23 protein-coding genes and 1 tRNA gene are annotated in these 18,702 nt (G+C 73.1%); 14 read left to right on the top strand and 10 right to left on the bottom strand.

Annotated elements, in window-relative coordinates:
- The first annotated feature begins 34 nt into the window (after positions 1-34).
- The 6 genes from GH723_RS15990 (at position 35) to disA (ending at position 4,181) form a co-directional block, all read left to right on the top strand.
- The gene (locus GH723_RS15990; RefSeq protein WP_153760585.1) at positions 35-358 is read left to right on the top strand and encodes a hypothetical protein; all 324 of its coding nucleotides are present in this window, start codon (positions 35-37) and stop codon (positions 356-358) included.
- Positions 359-380: 22 nt separating this feature from the next.
- Positions 381-773: an MmcQ/YjbR family DNA-binding protein gene (locus GH723_RS15985; RefSeq protein WP_153760584.1), complete on the top strand. Its 393-nt coding sequence runs from the start codon at positions 381-383 to the stop codon at positions 771-773.
- Between the two features lie 24 nt (positions 774-797).
- Positions 798-1,253: a DUF2087 domain-containing protein gene (locus GH723_RS15980; RefSeq protein WP_153760583.1), complete on the top strand. Its 456-nt coding sequence runs from the start codon at positions 798-800 to the stop codon at positions 1,251-1,253.
- A gap of 72 nt (positions 1,254-1,325) precedes the next feature.
- Entirely contained in the window at positions 1,326-1,682 is a 357-nt protein-coding gene (locus tag GH723_RS15975) for a hypothetical protein (RefSeq protein ID WP_153760582.1), read from the top strand.
- Between the two features lie 42 nt (positions 1,683-1,724).
- Positions 1,725-3,098 carry a DNA repair protein RadA gene (gene radA / locus GH723_RS15970; RefSeq protein WP_153760581.1) on the top strand — a complete coding sequence of 458 codons (1,374 nt, stop codon included), beginning with the start codon at positions 1,725-1,727 and terminating at the stop codon, positions 3,096-3,098.
- A gap of 9 nt (positions 3,099-3,107) precedes the next feature.
- Complete coding sequence (gene disA, locus GH723_RS15965) at positions 3,108-4,181, top strand: DNA integrity scanning diadenylate cyclase DisA (RefSeq protein WP_153760580.1); 1,074 nt, start codon at positions 3,108-3,110, stop codon at positions 4,179-4,181.
- Here disA and GH723_RS15960 read toward each other — a convergent pair.
- On the bottom strand, positions 4,172-4,672 hold the full coding sequence (locus GH723_RS15960; RefSeq protein WP_229022884.1) for a MarR family winged helix-turn-helix transcriptional regulator: 501 nt from the start codon (positions 4,670-4,672) through the stop codon (positions 4,172-4,174). The genes disA and GH723_RS15960 overlap by 10 nt on opposite strands.
- Complete coding sequence (locus GH723_RS15955) at positions 4,662-5,321, bottom strand: Crp/Fnr family transcriptional regulator (protein WP_153760579.1); 660 nt, start codon at positions 5,319-5,321, stop codon at positions 4,662-4,664. The genes GH723_RS15960 and GH723_RS15955 overlap by 11 nt, the downstream gene beginning before the upstream one ends.
- Positions 5,322-5,418: 97 nt before the next feature.
- Between GH723_RS15955 and ispF the strand changes: the two genes are divergently transcribed.
- Entirely contained in the window at positions 5,419-5,910 is a 492-nt protein-coding gene (gene ispF, locus GH723_RS15950) for a 2-C-methyl-D-erythritol 2,4-cyclodiphosphate synthase (protein WP_229022883.1), read from the top strand.
- Positions 5,910-6,899, top strand: coding sequence for a 23S rRNA (guanosine(2251)-2'-O)-methyltransferase RlmB (rlmB, locus tag GH723_RS15945; RefSeq protein WP_153760577.1), 990 nt, complete (start codon positions 5,910-5,912; stop codon positions 6,897-6,899). The genes ispF and rlmB overlap by 1 nt, the downstream gene beginning before the upstream one ends.
- A gap of 42 nt (positions 6,900-6,941) precedes the next feature.
- Here rlmB and GH723_RS15940 read toward each other — a convergent pair whose 3' ends face one another.
- Positions 6,942-8,228, bottom strand: a complete 1,287-nt coding sequence (locus GH723_RS15940; protein WP_153760576.1) for an acyl-CoA dehydrogenase family protein — start codon at positions 8,226-8,228, stop codon at positions 6,942-6,944.
- A gap of 81 nt (positions 8,229-8,309) precedes the next feature.
- Here GH723_RS15940 and GH723_RS15935 point away from each other — a divergent pair, with 81 nt between their 5' ends.
- On the top strand, positions 8,310-8,972 hold the full coding sequence (locus GH723_RS15935; protein WP_153760575.1) for a helix-turn-helix domain-containing protein: 663 nt from the start codon (positions 8,310-8,312) through the stop codon (positions 8,970-8,972).
- 3 nt (positions 8,973-8,975) lie between these two features.
- Here GH723_RS15935 and GH723_RS15930 read toward each other — a convergent pair whose 3' ends face one another.
- Together GH723_RS15930 and GH723_RS15925 are read right to left on the bottom strand one after the other, a co-directional pair.
- Positions 8,976-11,240 (bottom strand): xanthine dehydrogenase family protein molybdopterin-binding subunit, encoded by a 2,265-nt coding sequence (locus GH723_RS15930; protein ID WP_153760574.1) that lies wholly within the window; start codon positions 11,238-11,240, stop codon positions 8,976-8,978.
- Positions 11,241-11,277: 37 nt separating this feature from the next.
- Positions 11,278-11,883: a hypothetical protein gene (locus tag GH723_RS15925; protein WP_153760573.1), complete on the bottom strand. Its 606-nt coding sequence runs from the start codon at positions 11,881-11,883 to the stop codon at positions 11,278-11,280.
- A 235-nt stretch (positions 11,884-12,118) separates the two neighbouring features.
- On the opposite strand from GH723_RS15925, the gene GH723_RS15920 reads away from it, so the two are divergent.
- On the top strand, positions 12,119-13,531 hold the full coding sequence (locus GH723_RS15920; RefSeq protein WP_153760572.1) for a multicopper oxidase domain-containing protein: 1,413 nt from the start codon (positions 12,119-12,121) through the stop codon (positions 13,529-13,531).
- Positions 13,532-13,663: 132 nt separating this feature from the next.
- Positions 13,664-14,200: a DUF402 domain-containing protein gene (locus GH723_RS15915; protein WP_153760571.1), complete on the top strand. Its 537-nt coding sequence runs from the start codon at positions 13,664-13,666 to the stop codon at positions 14,198-14,200.
- 18 nt (positions 14,201-14,218) lie between these two features.
- Here GH723_RS15915 and GH723_RS15910 read toward each other — a convergent pair whose 3' ends face one another.
- Both GH723_RS15910 and GH723_RS15905 read right to left on the bottom strand, forming a co-directional pair.
- On the bottom strand, positions 14,219-14,929 hold the full coding sequence (locus GH723_RS15910; RefSeq protein ID WP_153760570.1) for a hypothetical protein: 711 nt from the start codon (positions 14,927-14,929) through the stop codon (positions 14,219-14,221).
- 123 nt (positions 14,930-15,052) lie between these two features.
- Positions 15,053-15,126 (bottom strand) — tRNA-Thr (locus tag GH723_RS15905).
- An 83-nt stretch (positions 15,127-15,209) separates the two neighbouring features.
- Here GH723_RS15905 and GH723_RS15900 point away from each other — a divergent pair.
- From GH723_RS15900 to GH723_RS15890, 3 genes are read left to right on the top strand one after another with little or no spacing between them, the layout of a single operon-like run.
- The gene (locus GH723_RS15900) at positions 15,210-15,467 is read left to right on the top strand and encodes a DUF3263 domain-containing protein (RefSeq protein ID WP_153760569.1); all 258 of its coding nucleotides are present in this window, start codon (positions 15,210-15,212) and stop codon (positions 15,465-15,467) included.
- Entirely contained in the window at positions 15,464-16,051 is a 588-nt protein-coding gene (locus GH723_RS15895) for a LytR C-terminal domain-containing protein (RefSeq protein WP_153760568.1), read from the top strand. Before GH723_RS15900 ends, GH723_RS15895 begins: the two co-directional genes overlap by 4 nt.
- 46 nt (positions 16,052-16,097) lie before the next feature.
- Positions 16,098-17,093 (top strand): glycerate kinase family protein, encoded by a 996-nt coding sequence (locus tag GH723_RS15890; protein ID WP_153760567.1) that lies wholly within the window; start codon positions 16,098-16,100, stop codon positions 17,091-17,093.
- A 3-nt stretch (positions 17,094-17,096) separates the two neighbouring features.
- Here the strand turns inward: GH723_RS15890 and GH723_RS15885 are convergent, their stop codons facing one another.
- From GH723_RS15885 to GH723_RS15875, 3 genes are all read right to left on the bottom strand, one after another.
- Complete coding sequence (locus tag GH723_RS15885) at positions 17,097-17,303, bottom strand: hypothetical protein (protein WP_153760566.1); 207 nt, start codon at positions 17,301-17,303, stop codon at positions 17,097-17,099.
- A gap of 95 nt (positions 17,304-17,398) precedes the next feature.
- Positions 17,399-17,605 carry a hypothetical protein gene (locus GH723_RS15880; protein ID WP_153760565.1) on the bottom strand — a complete coding sequence of 69 codons (207 nt, stop codon included), beginning with the start codon at positions 17,603-17,605 and terminating at the stop codon, positions 17,399-17,401.
- Between the two features lie 129 nt (positions 17,606-17,734).
- Complete coding sequence (locus GH723_RS15875) at positions 17,735-18,637, bottom strand: glucosyl-3-phosphoglycerate synthase (protein ID WP_153760564.1); 903 nt, start codon at positions 18,635-18,637, stop codon at positions 17,735-17,737.
- Positions 18,638-18,702: the final 65 nt, after the last annotated feature.

The raw sequence follows: 18,702 nt of genomic DNA, 5'->3' as shown, positions 1-18,702 counted from the left end.
GGCGGTTCTCGGGGCGGAGGAGGCCGGCACGCTCATGGAGCACCTACCGCCCGTCGGCTGGGCCAGCGTCGCGACCAAGGACGACCTGGCACGTCAGGACGATCGATCCGACGCCCGCTTCGCCCAGGTCGACGCCCGCTTCGCCCAGGTCGACGCGAGGTTCGCTCAGGTCGACGATCGCTTCGATCGGCTGGAACAGGTGATGAACGCGCGGTTCGATGCGGTCGATGCTCGGTTCCAGACCGCCGACGCCAACATGCGGTCCTACGTCGACCAGGCGATGCGCACGAACATGGTCGTCACGATTGGTGTCCTCGGGACCCTCACCACCGTCGTGACGGTGCTCTCGAACCTCTAGCCGAGCGTCCGGGCGACCAGCGGTGAGCGACTACTCGGACCCGCCTGCGGAGTACGTCGAGGCGCTGCGACCGATCTGCCTCGGCCTGCCGGAGACCCGCGAGGAGACGGCGTGGGCCGGCACGCGGTGGATGGTCCGCCAGCGGAACTTCGCGCAGGTGCTCGGGGTCGACCGGGCGGGTGGCCACCACGTGGTCCTCACCTTCCGCTCGCAGGGCCAGGAGCTCCAGATCCTCCAGCAGGTCGGCCACCCCTTCTACCGCCTGGGGTGGGGGCGCGACGTCCTCGGCATGGTGCTCGACGACGCCACCGACTGGGACGAGGTGCAGGAGCTGGTGACCGAGTCCTACTGCGTGCTCGCCCCGAAGAAGCTGGTCGCAATGGTGGGCCGACCCGATATTCCCGAGTCCTCCTGAGTACGCCCGAGTACGCTCACATCCATGTCGGACGCACTCGTGCTCCACACCGCCGCCGAGGTGGCGGAGATCCTCCGGATGAACCTCCAGGTCGTGCAGCGCAAGCTGCAGGCGGGGGAGATCCCGGGCTACCGCATCGGGCGGGAGTGGCGGGTCGAGCGGGCCCAGCTGCTCGCCTGGCTGGAGCGCCACTCGAACCAGCGCGATCCGCTCGACGTCCACTTCCACGCCGACGGTCGCCTGCGGGCCCTGCCCACCAAGCGGGGGCTCCGCCGCGAGGTCCTCGAACGGGTCGTCGCCCGCCTGGCCCCCGATCGGACGTGGTCGGAGATCGAGCTCAACCGCGAGCTGCGGGCGGTCCACGACGACGTCGCCGCCCTGCGGCGTGAGCTGGTCGCCGAGCGGCTGCTGGTGAGGACCCCCGATGGGGTCTACAAGCGACGGTTCCACGGACCGTCGCTCATCCCCCTCGGCGGCTGAGCCACCATCCACCACCTCGGGTGCGCTCGGCTCTACGTTCTGCGTCCGGAGCGGGTGGGGCGAAGGAGAACCATGTCCTGGCACCCGTCCCGCGCGTCCCGTCAGCCGCTCGACCCGGCGACGCCATCCCGCTACCGCGCCGCCACCGTGCGGTCCCGAGCGGGTCGCTCGCTGCTCGTCGAGACGGCCGACGGCCACGATCGGCTGCTGCCGGTGCCGAGCGCGCCGCTGCCGTCGCTCGTCGGGCGGACCGTGCTGCTCGCCAACGACTACGACTGGGTCGTGGCGGTGGAGCCGAGCGACCCGGTCGAGCAGGTCCAGGTGGACGGCGCCGTGACGTCCGCGTTGCGCACCGACCGGCGGCTCGAGAACATGCAGGCGCGCCGGCACCGCCGTCGGGTCCTGCCCTTCCGCGCCGAGGGCCGCTGACGAGCCTCGGGGCTGTCACACCCCCGGCGTAGGGTCGGGGACATGGCCCGATCCCGCACCGTGTTCCGCTGCACCGAGTGCGGCGGCGCCGCGCCCCAGTGGGCCGGTCGCTGCCCCGCGTGCGGGGAGTGGAACACCCTCGTCGAGGAGGTGGAGGCGCCGAGCGCGCCGGCGGCCCGCGTGGCCCCGGTGTCCACACCCGCGCCCATCGGCGAGGTCGACCCCACCGAGTGGCAGCCACGACCCACCGGCATCGACGAGCTCGACCGCGTCCTCGGCGGCGGCCTCGTCCCCGGCTCGGTCACCCTGCTCGGCGGCGAGCCCGGCATCGGCAAGTCCACCCTCCTGCTCCAGGCCCTTGCGTCCCTGGCCGAGCGCCACGTCCAGGTCCTCTACGTCTCGGGGGAGGAGTCCGCCCAGCAGGTGCGCCTGCGGGCCGAGCGGCTGGGCGCCCTCCAGCCGTCGCTGTGGTTCGTCGCCGAGACGGACCTGGCCCACGTCATCGCCCACCTCGACCAGGTCGCGCCGGTGGTCTGCGTCGTCGACTCCATCCAGACGATGACCGCCCCGGACCTCACGTCGTCGGCCGGGTCGGTCGCCCAGGTGCGGGACTGCGCCGCCCGCCTCACCGCGGAGGCCAAGGCGCGGGGCATCGCCACCATCCTCGTGGGTCACGTCACGAAGGACGGCGGGCTGGCCGGGCCCCGGGTGCTCGAGCACGTGGTCGACACCGTCGTCTCGTTCGAGGGCGAGCGCCACCACGCGCTGCGGTTGCTGCGGGCCGTCAAGCACCGGTTCGGGTCCACCGACGAGCTCGGGCTGTTCGAGATGACCGAGGGCGGCCTCGTCGGGCTGCCCGACCCGAGCAAGCTCTTCTTGGCCGACCGGCGGGCCGGGGTGTCGGGCTCGATCGTCGTGCCCACCATCGAGGGCCACCGTCCGCTCCTCGTCGAGCTCCAGGCTCTCGTCACCGACGGCGGGGCGGGCTCGCCCCGCCGCTCCGCCCAGGGCCTCGACCACGGGCGCATGTCGTTCCTGCTCGCCGTCCTCCAACAGCGTGCTGGCATCTCGGTCAGCGAGCACGACGTCTACGCCCTGGCCGTCGGCGGCGTCCGCCTCGTCGAGCCCGCGGCCGACCTCGCCCTCGCCATGGCGGTGGCGTCGGCCCGCCTCGACATGCCCGTCCCCGACGACCTCGTCGCCATCGGCGAGGTCGGCCTCGGCGGCGAGCTGCGCCAGGTGGGCCAGACGGGCCGCCGCCTGGCCGAGGCCGCCCGCCTCGGGTTCACCACCGCCATCGTCCCCCGCTCCACCGGCGACGCCCCGCCCGGGGTGCGGCTCGTCCGGGCCGCCACGCTCGCCGACGCCGTGCACATGGGCCTCACCGCTCCGGGCCCGATCCGGCGCGTTCGCTAGACTCCCGCCGTGGTCGCCCGGCACAGCCCCGCATCGCTCGACGCCCTGCGGGCGATCGCGCCGGGCAAGCCCCTGCGCGAGGGCCTCGACCGCATCCTGCAGGCCGGCAAGGGCGCGCTCATCGTCATCGGCGACGGGCCCGAGGTGCTGAACATCTGCTCCGGCGGGTTCCTCCTCGACGCCGCGTTCAGCCCCCAGCGCCTGTCGGAGCTGGCCAAGATGGACGGCGCCATCATCCTGGCCCGCGACGCGTCCCGCATCGCCCGGGCCAACGTGCACCTGGTGCCGAACCCCAACGTCCCCACCTCCGAGACCGGCACCCGGCACCGCACCGCCGAGCGGGTCGCCCGCTCGATCGACGTCCCCGTCATCTCGGTGTCGGAGGACATGGCGGTCATCGCGGTCTACGTCGGCGACGAGAAGCACCCCCTCGAGCCCACCGCTCGGCTGCTGAGCCGGGCCAACCAGGCCCTCCAGACCCTGGAGCGATACCGCTCGCGGCTCGACGCCGTGTCGGCGTCCCTGTCGGCGCTCGAGGTCGAGGACCTCGTCACCCTGCGCGACGTCGTCAGCGTGCTCCAGCGCACCGAGATGGTGCGCCGCATCGCCGACGAGATCGAGATCGACGTCATCGAGCTCGGGGTCGACGGACGCCTCATCATGCTGCAGCTCGAGGAGCTGCTCGGCGGGGTGTTCGAGGACGGCCGCCAGGTGGTCCGCGACTACTTCCACGAGGGTGTCGACTGGAAGCTGGCGGAGGCCATGGGCGCCCTCGCCGGCTACGACACCGAGGAGCTGCTCGACCTCAAGGCCATCGCCGAGTCGCTCCGGATGCCGGGCGACGGCATCGACCTCGACCGCTCCGTGACGCCCCGTGGCTACCGCCTGCTGTCGAAGGTGCCCCGTCTCCCCGACGCGGTGGTCGACAACATCGTGCGCCGGTTCGGCAACCTGCAGAAGATCATGCGGGCCACCACCGGGGACCTGGAGGAGGTCGAGGGCGTCGGCGCGGCCCGGGCCCGGGCCATCAAGGAGGGACTCACCCGCCTGGCCGAGACCTCGATCCTCGAGCGCTACTCCTGATCCTGCTCTTCGGCGGCGGCTCGGATCGCGGCCGCGACCGTGCCGAGCGCCCCGCCCGCGGCGTCGAGCACGGCGGGGTCGAGCGGGTCGACGACGTAGCGGCGCACGCCCGCGACGTGGGTCGGCGCGGCGGCCTCGATGACCGAGAAGCCCGCCGGGGTGAGCACGGCGAAGGTGCCCCGCCGATCGGTCGGGCACGGCGCGCGCTCGACGAGCCCCTGCGCGGTCATCCGGTCCACCCGGTGGGTGAGGCGGCTGCGGGACACGGACGCGGCATCGGCGAGATCCGCCATCCGCAGGCGCCGCTCGGGGGCCTCGGACAGGTGGACCAGGATCTCGTAGTCGGCGAGCGTGAGCCCGTGCTCGGCCCGCAGCTCGCGCTCCAGCTGGTCCATGAGCAGGGTGGTCCCGGCGATGATCTGGCGCCAGGCACGCTGCTGACGCCCGTCGAGCCAGCGGGGCTCGACGACCTGCGGGCGGTCAGATGGCACGGCGGGTGAGCTGCTCCCGGTCCGTGATGCGGTACCGGCGGTCGTGCTGCTCGATCCACCCGAGCCGGATGAACGAGGCGATGGCCTTGTTGACCCGCTCACGGGAGGCGCCGACCATCCCGGCCAGCTCCTCCTGGGTGATCGGGAGGGAGAACTCCTCGGCGTCGCCGGCCAGCTCGAGCAGGCGCTTCGCCGTGCGGCCCGTGACGTCGAGGAACACCGAGTCGGCGAGGGCGTCGTCGATGCTCCGCAGCCGACGCACCAGCATGGCGGTGACGCTCCACAGCAGCTCGGGGCGGGCCTCGTAGATCTGCTTCAGGGCCGAGTAGGGGATGACGACGACCTCGGACGGCTCGAGGGCCCGGGCCTCCGCCGAGCGCCCCTGGCCGTCGAAGAAGGCCATCTCGCCGAACAGGTCGTCCTGCTCCATGAGCGCCATCATCGACTCGCGGCCGTCGATCGACTTCTTCGCGATCGCGATGCGGCCCCGCACGACGACGTAGAGCTCGGTCGACGCGTCGTCCTCGACGAACAGCGTGTCGCCGCGCCGCAGCTGGCGACGCTCGGCCACCTCGACGAGGCGGCCGAGCTCCGACTTGTCGAGCTGGGAGAACAGCTCGACGCCGGCGAGGAACGAGACATCGGTCATGGCCCTCGATGCTACCGACCGTGACGGCGGCGCACGACGAGCCACGCTGGGTGAGCACCAACGTGCCGTGGGGCGGGGTGCGTGGCACGCTGGCCCGGTGGAGCTCCGGATCGGCCACGGCATCGACGTCCATCGGTTCAGCGACGACCCCGCGCGCCCGCTGGTGCTCGGCGGGGTGCGCTTCGAGGGCGAGACGGGCCTCGCGGGACACAGCGACGCCGACGCCGTCGTCCACGCCGCCATCGATGCGCTGCTCGGGGCCGCGGGCCTCGGCGACATCGGCATGCACTTCCCCGACACCGATCCCACGTGGTCCGGTGCGGACAGCGCACGCCTCCTGGCCGCGACGCTCGACCAGGTCCGAGCCGACGGTTGGGCGGTGGCCAACGTCGACTGCACCGTCGTGCTCGAGCGGCCGAAGCTCGCCCCCCGGCGGGACGAGATGCAGCGCCGCATGACCGAGATGGTCGGTGCGCCGGTGTCGATCAAGGCCACCCGCGCCGAGGGCCTCGGCGCCATCGGGGCGGCCGAGGGCGTCGTGTGCACCGCGGTGGCGCTACTCCGACGAGACGAAGGACAGGGACGCTGATGGCTGGTTCGGGACAGGGACGTGGGCGCGGCGGCGGCCGGGGACGGTCGGGAGGGCGCTCGACCCGCGCCGACACGCCGTTCACCCGCGCCAAGAAGTCCGGTGCGCCGGTCGGCCGCGCCGGCGCGAAGGCCAAGGCCAAGTCGGCGTCGTCGGCCGCCGGTCGCCAGCGGGCGGCCGCGAAGGGCGCGGCGCCCGCGGCCCGCCGGCCCTCCGGCGACAGCGGTGCCCCCCGTCGCACCGGGCCCAAGGGGCTCGGCGGCGACCGGGTCGAGGGGCGCCAGGCGGTCCGCGAGCTGCTGCTCGCCGGACGTCGCCGGGTGAAGGAGGTCGTCCTCAGCGCCGGGATGGAGCCCGCCGACATCCTCGACGACATCATCGACCTCGCCGACGAGCTCAAGGTCCCGCTGCGCGAGGTGAGCCGCACGAAGTTCGATGCCTCGGCCCGCACCGAGGCCCCCCAGGGGGTCTACGCCGAGGCGGCGCCCCTGCCCGAGCACGACCTCGAGGACCTCCTCCGGCCCCGTGACGGTGGCCAGCCCTTCCTCATCGCCCTCGACGGCGTCACCGATCCCGGCAACCTGGGCGCGCTGCTGCGGACGGCGGAGTGCGCGGGCGTCTCCGGCGTGGTCCTGCCCCGCCACCGGGCGGTGCACGTCACGCCGACGGTGACGAAGTCCGCAGCCGGGGCGGTGGAGTTCCTGCCCATGACCCTCGTCGGCGGCCTGCCGACGGCCATCACCCGCATGCAGGACGCCGGCGTGTGGGTCGTCGGGCTCGACGAGACGGGCGACGACCGCCTCGACGGACTCGACCTCTCCCAGCCGGTGTGCCTGGTGCTCGGGGCCGAGGGGCGGGGGCTCAGCCGCCTGGTGCGCCAGCGCTGCGACGCCGTCGCCGGCATCCCGTTGCGCGGACGGCTCAACTCGCTGAACGTCGCAGCCGCCGGCGCGGTCGCCTGCTTCGAGGTGGCCCGCCAGCGCACCTGAGCGGCGCGCCGGCGGGCTCGGCCTCGGTTCCCGCCGGGCGGGTCAGCCGCGCACGAACGCCTGGCGACGGGCCATCTTCTCGGCCATCTCCTTCAGCTCCGGGTCGCTGTCGAGCAGCGGCTGGAACTTCTCCCGCGCCTTCTCGGCCTTGGCGGGGATGTACTCGGTCGGCCACAGGCCCTCGTGGGGGCGGTAGCCCTTCAGGACGTTGCGGGCGACGGTGACCTTGTGGACCTCGTCGACGCCGTCCATGACGCTCATCGTCGGCGCGCCGTCCCACATGGCCTTGAGGGGCGTGAGGTTCGTGGTGCCGAGCGAGCCGAGGACGTGCATCGCCTTGTACGCCACGTCGCGCAGCACCTTCGCGGCGGTGTACTTGGTGGCCGCGATCTGGGTGCGGGCCTCCTGGGTGCTCGAGTTGTCGATCACCCAGGCCGTCTCGAGGATGAGCAGCCGCAGCATCTTGATCTCGGCGTAGCAGTCGGCGATCGCCTCCTGGACCATCTGGTGCTCGGCGACGACCTTGCCGTGCGCCTCTCGGCTGAGTGCCCGCTCGCACATCATGTCGAAGGCCCGGTGGCACTGGGCGATGGCCCGCATGGCGTGGTGGATGCGGCCACCGCCGAGGCGACGCTGGGCCAGCACCTTGCCGCCGTTCTCGGGGCCGAGCAGGTGGTCGAGCGGGACGCGCACGTCCGTGTAGCGGATGTGGCTGTGGGCGATGGGGCTGTTCGGCATGATCTCCACGCCCGGGGTGCCTTTCGGGATGACGAAGATCCCGTTCTTGCACATGAGGAAGATGAGGTCGGCGAAGGCCCCGGCGCTGGTGAACCACTTCTCGCCGTTGATGACCCACTCGTCGCCGTCGCGGACGGCGGTGGTGACGAAGAGGTCCGGGTCGGATCCGCCCTGGGGCTCGGTCATCGAGTAGGCCGACCGCAGCTCCTGGTTCATGAGCGGGTACAGCCACTTCTCCTTCTGCTCCTCGGTGCCGTAGGCGGCGACGAGCTCCATGTTCCCGGTGTCGGGGGCGGCGGTGCCGAACATCGCCGGCGCCGACGGGTACTTGCCGAGGATCTCGTTGAGGAGGGCGAGCTTGACCTGGCCGAAGCCCGGGCCGCCGAGGTCTTCGTCGAGGAAGAGCGCCCACAGCCCGCGGTCCTTCACCTGCTGCTTCAGCGGGTCGACGATGGCCTTGATCTTCGGGTCGCGGGAGCGGGACGCGCCGGGGAAGACCAGCTCGAGGGGCTCGAGCTCCTCCTCGCAGAATCGTGCGACCCAGTCGAGCTGCTCCTGGAACTCGGGCTCGGTGGAGAAATCCCATGCCATGACGTGTGCGGTCCCCTCGTGGTGGCCATTGGTGCAGCTGCACCATACAGACGAGCGCTCGCACCGTGCCATGATGAGCCGGTGACGCCGACGACGCGCGAGCGGATCATCACCGCCGCCGAGGAGCTCTTCGCCGAGCGGGGCATCGACGCCGTCAGCCTCCGCGAGATCAATCGCGCCGCGGGGGCGAAGAGCGCGGTGGCCGTCCAGTACCACTTCGACGACCGTGCCGGGGTGCTGCGGGCCATCCTCGACAAGCACCGGGCCGCCGTCGACACGGCACGCCACGCCGTGCTCGACCACCTGGAGGCCGAGGCGACGCCGTCCCTGCGGGACATGGCCGGCGCACTGGTCCGCCCCCTCGCCGCCAAGCTCGGCGACCCCGACGGCGGACCCGCCTACCTGCAGATCAACGCCGAGCTCGTCCACGAGGCCAAGCCGCTCGTCGACCCGACCGACGCCGCTGCGCCGGCACCGGGCCGCGCCCGCAACAGCCTGCACCGGTGGCGCGCTGCGGTCGAGCCGCTGCTCGACCCCCAGGCCGTCGAGCTGCACCGCCGCTTCGCCGCCATCCGCTTCAGCGCGGTCGAGCTCGGGCGCCGCGCCGCGACCGCCCCGCACCGCGACGACCGGCTGTTCGTCGAGCAGCTCGTCGACCTCACGTGCGGACTGCTCGCCGCCCCTCTGTCCGAGGAGACGCGCCGATTGGCCGGCGAGCGTCCGCGACGGCGCGCCGCGAGCTGAGGGTCAGCTGCGGGCGTCCTCGATCGCCCGCCACACCTTCTCGGCCGTGCAGGGCATGTCGATGTGGGTGACGCCGCGGGGGCGCAGGGCGTCGCAGACGGCGTTGTGCACGGCCGGCGTGGCGCCGATGGTGCCGGACTCCCCGATGCCCTTCGCGCCGAGCGGGTTCAGGTGCGTCGGGGTCTCCATGGCGATGCGCTCGAACGACGGCAGGTCGGTGGCGGTGACGATGGCGTAGTCGCCGAAGTTGGCGGTGAGGGGTGTGCCGTACTCGTCGTACCGGACCTCTTCGAGCAGCGCCTGCGCGGCCCCCTGCGCCAGGCCGCCGTGGACCTGCCCCTCGGCGAGCAGCGGGTTGAGGATGGTGCCGGCGTCGTCGACGGCGACGAGGCGCCGCAGCTCGACCCTGCCCGTCTCGGTGTCGACCTCGACGACGGCCACGTGGGCGCCGAAGGGGAACGTGGCGCCGCCCTGGGAGAAGTCGGAGATGCCGACGAGGGGGTTGCCCTCGGCGGCGGTGGCCTCGGCGACCTCGGTCCACGACACGGCGCGCGCCGGGGTGCCGGCGACGTGGAACCGGCGGTTCTCGGTGTCGTGGACGACGTCCTCGGACGCCGCTTCGAGCAGGTCGGCGGCCTTCTCCCTGGCCATGTCGGACAGGCGGCCCGCGGCGTCGTGGATCGACGAGCCGGCGATCTGCACCGAGCGCGACCCGCCGGTGACCGAGCCGGTGGGGACGACGTCGGTGTCGCCGTGCACCACGGTGACGTCCTCGATCGACAACCCCAGCCGGTCGGCGACGAGCATCGCCCACGCCGTGTGGTGGCCCTGCCCGTACGGCGAGGAGCCCGTCTTCGCCAGCACCTTGCCGTCCGGGAGCAGCTCGACCGAGCCGTACTCGCCGCCGCCCCCGCCACCGGTGATCTCGACGTACACCGAGATGCCGATGCCGAGCTCGACGGGATCGGCCGCGGCGCGGCGCCGTGCCTGCTCGGCGCGCAGGTCGTCGTAGCCGGCGGCGTCGAGGGCCGTGCGGAGCGCCGTGGCGTAGTCCCCGGAGTCGTAGTTCGTGCCGGTGGGCGTCGTGTAGGGGAACTGGTCGGGGGAGAGGAAGTTCGCGAAGCGGACCTCGGCCGGGTCCATGCCGATCTCGGCGGCGAACAGGTCGACGGCGCGCTCGATGGCGGCGGCCGCCTCGGGGCGCCCGGCGCCGCGGTACGCCGCGGTGGGCGTGGTGTTCGTGACGATCGACGAGGAGTCGAACTCGGTGTCGGTGAAGGAGTAGACGCCCGAGAGCATGGTGCGGGTCATGAACGGCAGCACGGCACCCATGTGGGGGTAGGCGCCGGCGTCCTGGAGGACGTGGAGGCGGTAGGCGGTGATCGTGCCGTCGCGCCGCCCGCCGATCGTGACGTCCTGGATCTGGGCACGTCCGTGGCCCATGCCGACCATGTTCTCCGACCGCGTCTCGGCCCACCGCACCGGACGTCCAACCCGGCGGGCGAGCCACCCGAGCAGGATCTCCTCGGGGTAGCTGCGGCCCTTGGCCCCGAAGCCACCGCCGACGTCGGGCGAGACGACCCGCACCTGCTCCTTCTCGAGCCCGAGCCCGGCGCAGATGGCGTCGCGGACGGGGTGGGCGCCCTGGCACGACGCGTAGTGGACGAGGCGACCGTCCTCGCCCCAGTAGGCCGCGGCGACGCGAGGCTCGATCGGACCGGCGGCGACCCGCTGGTTCACCATCCGCTGGGAGACGACGACCTCGCATCCGTCGAAGGACACGGCGTCCTTCGACGGGATGGCCATCGCGACGTTGGTGCCGGCGTCGGGGAAGAGGAGCGTGTCGGAGCCGTCGGCGGTCGAGGGGTCGACGAGGGTGTCGAGGGGGTCCAGGTCGACGACGACCATCTCGGCGGCATCGAGCGCGGCGGCCTCCGACTCGGCGATGACCGCGGCGATCGGCTCACCGACGTAGCGGACGACGTCGCGCGCCAGGTACGGCTGACCCATCGCGGCGTCGATCATCGGGAAGGGCGGCGGCATCGGGTCGAGGTCGAGGTCGGACGCGGTGACGACGTCGACGACGCCCGGCATCGCACGCGCCTCGTCCACCTCGATCGACTCGATGCGGGCGTGGGCCATCGTCGCCCGCACGTAGACCACGTGGGTCGCGCCGGCGGGCAGCTCGACGTCGGCGACGTACTCGCCTCCTGACGTGAGGAACTTCGGGTCCTCGGTGCGCAGGACGCGGTTGCCCAGGATGCTCATGCGGTCCCCCCGTGGTGCCGTCGGATCGACGGCGAGCCTACCGGGCGAACGTCACGTCGATGACGGCCGGGTCGGGGTCGAGCGCACGGACGGCGCCGAGCACGCGGACCGACGCGGTCTCGGCGACGCGCGGCGTCAGCTCCGCACCGGGGAGCAGGGTGACGACCAGGTGGCGACCGGAGCGGATGACGACCGCACCGGCCTCGTCGCTCGGCACGCCCTCGGCGTCGAGGACGCCGACGAGGGCCCGACGTGCCGCCTCGCCGTGCTCCGCGAGGGGTCGGGTCGCCGCGGCGACGGCGGCGTCGACGGCCCGCCCCACGTCCGGCTCGACGACGGTCGCGTGGTCGAGGTAGGGGCTCCCCTCCACCTCGCCGGTGAGCGCGAGCGGCACCTTGCGGCGCAGCGCGCAGCGGACGCCGTCCTCGCGCGCCGTCGGCTGGCTGCCCGGGAGGCTGCGCACGAGGAGGGCCACGTCGACCCCGTCGCCCTCGAGCGGGCAGGTCGCCTCGGGCATCAGGCCCCGGCAGGGGAACGAGCTGCCGTTGTCGTGGCAGCTGGTGACCTCGTGTCCGGCGGCGACGAGCGCCTGGCGTGCGGCGGCGCCGTCCCCCGGCACCTCTTCGACGACGAGAACTCGCATGCGACAACCCCTCGGGCTCGGTCCCTCCGCCGTCGGGCGACGACGCGCGCACCGGCGGTCGGCCGGGCGTGGAGGCATCGTGCGGCGTGGCGGACGGCACAGGTCAGGGCCGCTCGACCCGGGGTCGTGGGACCAAGGTCCCATCGAGCCGTGACCCGGGCCCCTAGGGGGCGGTGGGCGCGACCGGCACCATGCCGGCGTACCCCTGAACCCCGAGTTGACGAGGAGTGCCCCCGTGGCAACCCCCCGCCCCGAACGCCTGAACGCGTTCTCGATCTTCGCCGCCCTGGCCGGCCTGGCCGGCTTCGCCCTCGCGGCGCTCGCCGTGATCGTCGTCACCGTGAAGGACGACGGCGTCGGCGCCTCCGCCGTAGGTGCGGCGACCGCAGAGATGACCCACGTGTCGGTGTCGCTGAGCGAGTTCACGATCGACATGCCGACCGAGATCCCCGCCGGTGCGATGCTCGACGTCACCAACGCCGGCTCGGCGGTGCACAACCTGGCCGTCAAGGACACCGACCTCACCACCCCCGACCTGAACGCCGGTGAGACGGCCATGCTCGACACGTCGGCGCTGGCCCCGGGCGACTACACCGTCGTCTGCACGATCGCCGGCCACGAGGCTGCCGGGATGGTGCTCGACATCACCATCTCCGAGTCGGCCACGGTGCCCGTCGCCGCTGACGGCGGCGAGGCCGCCGGTGGCCACGGCTCGGACGGCGCCGAGATGACCGAGGAGGAAGCCGACCGGCTCGACGAGCTGATGATGGCCTCGATGAACGCGTTCCCCGCCGAGACCGAGGGCGTCGGCAACCTGCCGCTCGAGCCCGTCGAGGTCGACGGCGACGTGAAGGTCTTCGAGCTCGAGGCGTCGATCATCGAGTGGGAGGTCGAGCCGGGCAAGTTCGTCGACGCCTGGGCCTACAACGGCCAGGTGCCCGCCCCGTGGATCGACCTCGAGGTCGGCGACACTGCCCGCTTCGTCGTCACCAACAACACCCCGCTCGGCACCGACGTCCACTGGCACGGCATCACCGTCCCGAACGACCAGGACGGCGTCGCTCCCTACACCCAGGAGATCATCAAGTCGGGCGAGACCTACACCTACGAGTTCACGGTCGTCGAGGAGATGGTGGGCATGTACCACGCCCACGCCCACAGCCAGGTCTCGGTCCCGAACGGCATGTTCGGCGCCTTCACGGTCGGCGACGTCGACCTGCCGCTCGGCCGCACCATCAACGACGTCACCATCCCCGAGCAGATCGACCTGGCCCTCGAGATGCCGATGGTCCTGAACGACGCCGGCGTGATCGGCTACTCGCTCAACGGCAAGTCGTTCCCGGCCACGGCGCCGATCGTCCTCGAGGAGGGCGACTGGTTCCTCATGCACTACCTGAACGAGGGCCTCCAGTCGCACCCGATGCACCTCCACGGCGTCCGCCAGCTCGTCGTCGCCAAGGACGGCATCCCGCTGGCCGAGCCCTACTGGGTGGACACCCTGAACGTCGCCCCCGGCGAGCGGTACTCGGTGCTGGTCCACGCCAGCGAGCCCGGCACCTGGGTGTTCCACTGCCACATCCTCTCCCACGTGGAGAAGGAGGACGGGATGTTCGGCATGGTGACGGCGATGGTCGTGAACGAGGCCTGATCCCTCGGCGCTGGATCTCCCGGTAACGGGACGGCCGGCGAGGTGGGAACGGGGTTCCCCATCCGCCGGTCGGCTCGGGGGCGAGGCACGGGCCTCGCCCCCGGGCGCGTCCGGGGTGCCACCATGGGGGGTGTGAGCGACGCGGCGGCACGGCGGATCTGGATCGAGCGACGGCGGTGGCCCGACCGGCCCCAGTCGAGGGCGAGGGGCTACCTCCTCGGCCACGACGAGCACGGCACCTGGCTGGGGCTGCCCGCCGGGCACGAGGTGCTCCGGGGTGACGCCGTGCTCTACCGGGGGCCCAACCCCGTCGTCATGTGCATCCCCGACGACGGCTGGTGGGTGGCGAACTGGTACGACGGCGCCGTCGAGCTGTTCGTCGACGTGACGACGCCGGCCCGGTGGTTCGACGACACCGTCGTCCTCGTCGACCTCGACTACGGCGTCATGGTGCAGCAGGGCGCGGCCCGGCTCGTCGACGCCGAGCGGTTCGAGGAGCAGCGGCTGCTCTACGAGTACCCGTCGACGATCGAGGCCGGGGCGCGCGCTGCCGCCTCCGACGTGCTGGCCCTCGCCGACGCCGGGACGCCGCCGTTCGCCCTGGAGGTGGCGAGCGGGTGGTTCGCGATGCTGCGCGTCGTCACCGACGGAGCGGCGAACGGCGGTTGATCCGTCGGCTCGGGCCGGTCAGCGCCCGGGGAACCCGAACCAGGTGGCGAGCGCCGTCGCGAGGACGGTGCCGTCGGCGTCGGCGACGGCGGTGCCGGCGAACATCTTCTTGCCGTCGGTCCCGACCTGCCAGCCCATGACGACGAGCTCGGCGTCGGCGGGCACCGGCTGGTGCTGGGCGAACTGGATGCGGCCGAGGAGCCCCGCACGGACCTCCCCGGCGATGAACGCGAAGGCGCCCGGGCAGTCGAGGGCGGCGAGGACCCACATCGGGTCGACCGTGCCGTCCTCGCGGGCCATCCAGTCGGTCGGCCGCCAGGTGCCGGCGACCATGGCGCGCCCCTCGACGGCCAGCGGCCCGGCGAAGATCCGCAGGCCCTCGCCCTCGGGGCGGTTGCCGCACCCGAAGCACTGGCCGTGGACGCCCCGCCCCTCGAAGTGGGAGGGGGAGCCCGGCTCGGCCGCCCGTGCCTCGTCGATGCTCGGCGGCGTGGGGACCTCGAGCTCGAAGGTCGTCGGCTCGGCGCTCGCGATCACGTCGTCGCCGTGGCGCAGCTCCCCGCGCCCGTCGCCGAGGTCGACCAGCTCGAGCGGTTCGTCGAGCGGCGTCGGACGGCGGAGCGTGACCTGGATCGGGCCGTCGGCCTCGCGGGCGAACAGCCCGGCGACGTAGCCGCCGTGGCCCATCGACGGCGGGCCGTGGTGGTGGGTCGCGACCGTGATCTGCATCTGTTCTGGATCCCCCCCCTCGGGCGAAGCTGGTCCGGCCGCCTCCGGATGGTCGCAGGATCGTACGGTCGAGGGGGGTGCGTAGCGCCAATCGGCTCGGCCGACGGCGGATGCACCGAGCGGAGCCCGAGGTGGGAGTCGAACCCACGACCTGACGCTTACAAGGCGCCTGCTCTGACCGACTGAGCTACTCGGGCGGGGTCGGCGCGGGCCGACGGGCAGGAGCGTACCGGTGGGGCGGTGCTTGCATCGCCGGGCCGGACCCGGCAACCTGCACGCGATGGCACTCACCGAACGGGATCGCGCGATCCTCGACTTCGAGCGGTCCTGGTGGTCCGAGTCCGGACCGAAGGAGCTCGCCATCCGCGAGCGGTTCGAGCTGTCGACCACCCGTTACTACGAGGTCCTCGGCGAGCTGCTCGACTCTCCCGAGGCGATGGAACACGACCCCCTCGTCGTGCGTCGGCTCCGCCGGCTCCGCGATCGTCGGCGCCGCGAGCGCACCGAGGGCCGCGTCGCCGAGAGGCCCGGCCTGTGAGCGCGGCCCGGCGCGGCGGCCCGCCGTCCAACGCCGCCGCCCGCGGCGGGGTGCTCATCCTCGTCGCCGTGGTCATCGGCGCGCTGCTGCTCAGCCGCGGGTTCTCCGAGGATGGCGGCCTCATCGCCGCCGAGGGGGACGACACGACCGAGACGACGGTCCCGACCGATGCCACCGACACCACCGAGCCGGTCGACGACGGGACCGAGACGACCGACACCAGCGCCGGCGAGGGCACCGAGGACACCACCCCCACCTCCGAGGTGCGGCCGAACAACGAGATCCGCTTCACCGTCCTGAACGGCTCCGGCGTCTCGGGTGCGGCCGGCTCGATCAGCACCGAGCTCAACGCCCTCAACTACGTGCCGGTCGCCGCCGACAACGTGCCGGGCAGCGGCCGGGCCGATGAGAGCGCCATCTACTACGTCGACGGCTGGCAGGCCGAGGCCCAGCAGGTCGCCACCGACCTCGGCGTCGATCCGTCGGTCGCCCGCTCCATCGCCGAGATCCCCTTCGAGTTCGATCCCGGCGACGCCACGATCCTCGTCGTCCTCGGCGTCGACGAGGTCATCGCCCCGAGCTGAGCGCGTTCGTCGCGCCCCCGGCGCCGCCGTCGGCCACCATGGTCCGATGCGTGTCGTCGCTGCGCCCGACAAGTTCAAGGGCACCGCGTCCGCGGCCGAGGTCGCACGGGCGGTGGCCGACGGGGCGCGCGCCGCGGGTTGGCGCTGCACCGAGGTGCCCCTGGCCGACGGTGGCGAGGGCACGCTCGAGGTGCTCGGGGGAGCGAACCGCACCACGCTCGTGTCCGGTCCGCTGGGTGACCCGGTGCGTGCCGGGTGGCGCCTCGTGCGGGGGCGTGCGGTCATCGAGATGGCGGCCGCCTCCGGCCTCGACCTCGTGGGCGGACCCGACGGCAACGACCCGGTCACGGCGTCGACCACCGGCACGGGCGAGCTGATCGCCGCGGCGCTCGACGCCGGCGCCTCCCACATCCTCGTGACCCTCGGGGGTTCGGCGACCACCGACGGGGGCCTCGGTGCGCTGCGTGCCCTCTCGCCCTTCGCCCGCATGCGCGGCGTGGAGCTCGTCGTGGCGTGCGACGTGACGACCCGGTTCCTCGACGCCGCCGAGGTCTTCGCGCCGCAGAAGGGTGCGTCGCCCGCCCAGGTCGAGCTGCTGCGGCGCCGGCTGGAGCGCCTGGCGCAGGTCTACCTCGACGAGCACGGGGTCGACGTCACCGTGCTCGACGGTGGCGGAGCGGCGGGCGGCCTGGCCGGCGGGTTGGCCGCGATCGGGGCGCAGCTCACGTCGGGCTTCGATGCCGTCGCCGATCACGTGGGGCTCGACGAGCTCATCGAGGACGCCGACCTGGTCGTCACCGGCGAGGGCTTCGTCGACGCGCAGTCGTTCGACGGCAAGGTCGTCGGCGGGGTCGCCGAGATGTCGGCATCGCTCGGGGTGCCGGTCCTGGCCGTGGCCGGCGAGGTCTACGACGGGGTCGAGGACCGCCTGTCGACGGTGTCGCTCGTCGAGCGCTGCGGACGCGAGCGGGCGCTGGCCGAGCCCCTCGCCTGCATCACCGAGCTCGTCGCCGCCCACCTGGCCCAGGCGGCGGGACGCTGAGCGTCAGCGCCGGCGGTCGGCCCGACGCCCGGCGAGCCAGCTGATCACGGCGAAGATCACCACGACGGCGATGCCGAAGCGGATGAACCCGACGAGGGCCGACAGCAGCCAGCCCGCGAGGGTGATGGCGCCGAACAGCGCCAGTCCGCCGATGGCGATCGTGGCCGCCAGGGGCATCTTGTCGTCGTTGGCACGCACGGGCTTGTCCACGGTTCGACCTCCACCGCGAGTCTACGTGCGCGTGCGCGGCGTCAGCCGGTCGGCGACCGGCGCGTCGAGGCCGTTCGGAGTCGAGGCCGTCCGGATCAGTGGCGCAGCCGGACGATGGCCCGGGCGACGCGCTCGAGGGCCTCGTCGTTGCTGAGGCGTCCGTGCGGCGCAGGGTCGGCGACGGCCGACTGCGCGTCCTCCGGCGAGCAGCCCGTGAGGTGGAGCACCAGCTCCGCCAGGCGGCTCTCCTGCCAGTCGGGGCGGTCGGTGCTGCCGGCGGTCCTGAGTGCCGACTTGTCCACGCGTCCGTCTCCTGGTCTCGGGAGGCCCGGGGCAGGCCTCGTCCATTGAGCATCGGACGGTACCCCGATCTCCTTGAGGATATTCCTGGCGCGTAGCCCACACGGCGTCAACAGCGGGCGGAGGCCCCGTCAGGCCGTGTGGCGCACCTCGTCGGGATGGTCGGCGACGGGCGGCAGCTCGCCGTTCTCGACCTGCACGGGTTCCTCGCCCGGTCGGGCGAGCACCGGATCGGCCGGGAGCGCCACGCCGGCCCGGCCGAGCGCCGTGTGGAGGATCGTGGCGGCCTGCGGCCCGAGCTGCTGCAGCGAGCGGTTCCGGTGGACGCGGCGGCCGAGGTCGACCTGGGCCACGGCGGTCGTCCCGTACCGCGCCGCCACGTCGATCAGGAGGCCGAGCTCGACGCCGTAGCCGCGGACGAAGGGCACGGACTCGAGGACGTCCCGACGGCCGCCGTACTCACCGGACAGCGGCTGGACCAGTCCGGCGAGGTGCGGGAAGAGGAGGCTGACGAGCGGCCGGGCGACGAGCTCGGTGACCCGACCGCCGCCCGTGTCGTCGTCGCCGAGCGGTCGGTCGTAGAAGCCCTTCACGAACGCGATGTCGTCGTGGTCGAGGAGCGGGCCCAGGATGCCGAGGACGAACCGCTCGTCGAAGTCGACGATGTCGGCGTCGCACCAGGTCACGAGGTCGCCGGTGGTCGCCTGGAGGGACTTCCACATCGCCTGGCCCTTGCCCGGCCCGAGCGCGAGCTCGGGTCGGACCTCGTCGGCGGCCACGACGGTGGCGCCGGCGTCCGCGGCGATGCGGGCGGTGGCGTCCTCGGAGTGGTCGTCGAGGACGACGAGCTCGTCGACGAGGGGCACCGCGTCGACGAGGCTGCGACGGATGCGCTCGACGATCGGGCCGACCGTCGCCGCCTCGTCGCGGGCCGGGATGCAGACCGAGATGCAGCGCTCGCCCTTGGCGTCCAGCGCCGACGCCGCGGACGTGCTGCGGTGGTGGAACGTCCGGATCGTGGCGGCGGCAGGCACGGGCTCATGGTCATCGACGCCGGTGACCGGGGCAAGCGGGCGGGCGGGGACCCGCGCTCTGCGAC

Origin of the sequence: Actinomarinicola tropica (genome assembly GCF_009650215.1) — a bacterium.
GTDB classification, from domain to species: Bacteria; Actinomycetota; Acidimicrobiia; order Acidimicrobiales; family SKKL01; genus Actinomarinicola; species Actinomarinicola tropica.
This window is presented reverse-complemented; position numbering and strand designations above follow the sequence as displayed.

Coding starts and splice junctions, on each gene's coding strand:
- GH723_RS15975 (WP_153760582.1), top strand. CDS start 1,326: ATGTCCTGGCACCCGTCCCGCGCGTCCCGTCAGCCGCTCGACCCGGCG.
- GH723_RS15990 (WP_153760585.1), top strand. CDS start 35: ATGGAGCACCTACCGCCCGTCGGCTGGGCCAGCGTCGCGACCAAGGAC.
- GH723_RS15900 (WP_153760569.1), top strand. CDS start 15,210: ATGGCACTCACCGAACGGGATCGCGCGATCCTCGACTTCGAGCGGTCC.
- GH723_RS15955 (WP_153760579.1), bottom strand. CDS start 5,321: ATGACCGATGTCTCGTTCCTCGCCGGCGTCGAGCTGTTCTCCCAGCTC.
- GH723_RS15980 (WP_153760583.1), top strand. CDS start 798: ATGTCGGACGCACTCGTGCTCCACACCGCCGCCGAGGTGGCGGAGATC.
- GH723_RS15930 (WP_153760574.1), bottom strand. CDS start 11,240: ATGAGCATCCTGGGCAACCGCGTCCTGCGCACCGAGGACCCGAAGTTC.
- GH723_RS15925 (WP_153760573.1), bottom strand. CDS start 11,883: ATGCGAGTTCTCGTCGTCGAAGAGGTGCCGGGGGACGGCGCCGCCGCA.
- rlmB (WP_153760577.1), top strand. CDS start 5,910: ATGGCTGGTTCGGGACAGGGACGTGGGCGCGGCGGCGGCCGGGGACGG.
- GH723_RS15890 (WP_153760567.1), top strand. CDS start 16,098: ATGCGTGTCGTCGCTGCGCCCGACAAGTTCAAGGGCACCGCGTCCGCG.
- GH723_RS15940 (WP_153760576.1), bottom strand. CDS start 8,228: ATGGCATGGGATTTCTCCACCGAGCCCGAGTTCCAGGAGCAGCTCGAC.
- radA (WP_153760581.1), top strand. CDS start 1,725: ATGGCCCGATCCCGCACCGTGTTCCGCTGCACCGAGTGCGGCGGCGCC.
- GH723_RS15910 (WP_153760570.1), bottom strand. CDS start 14,929: ATGCAGATCACGGTCGCGACCCACCACCACGGCCCGCCGTCGATGGGC.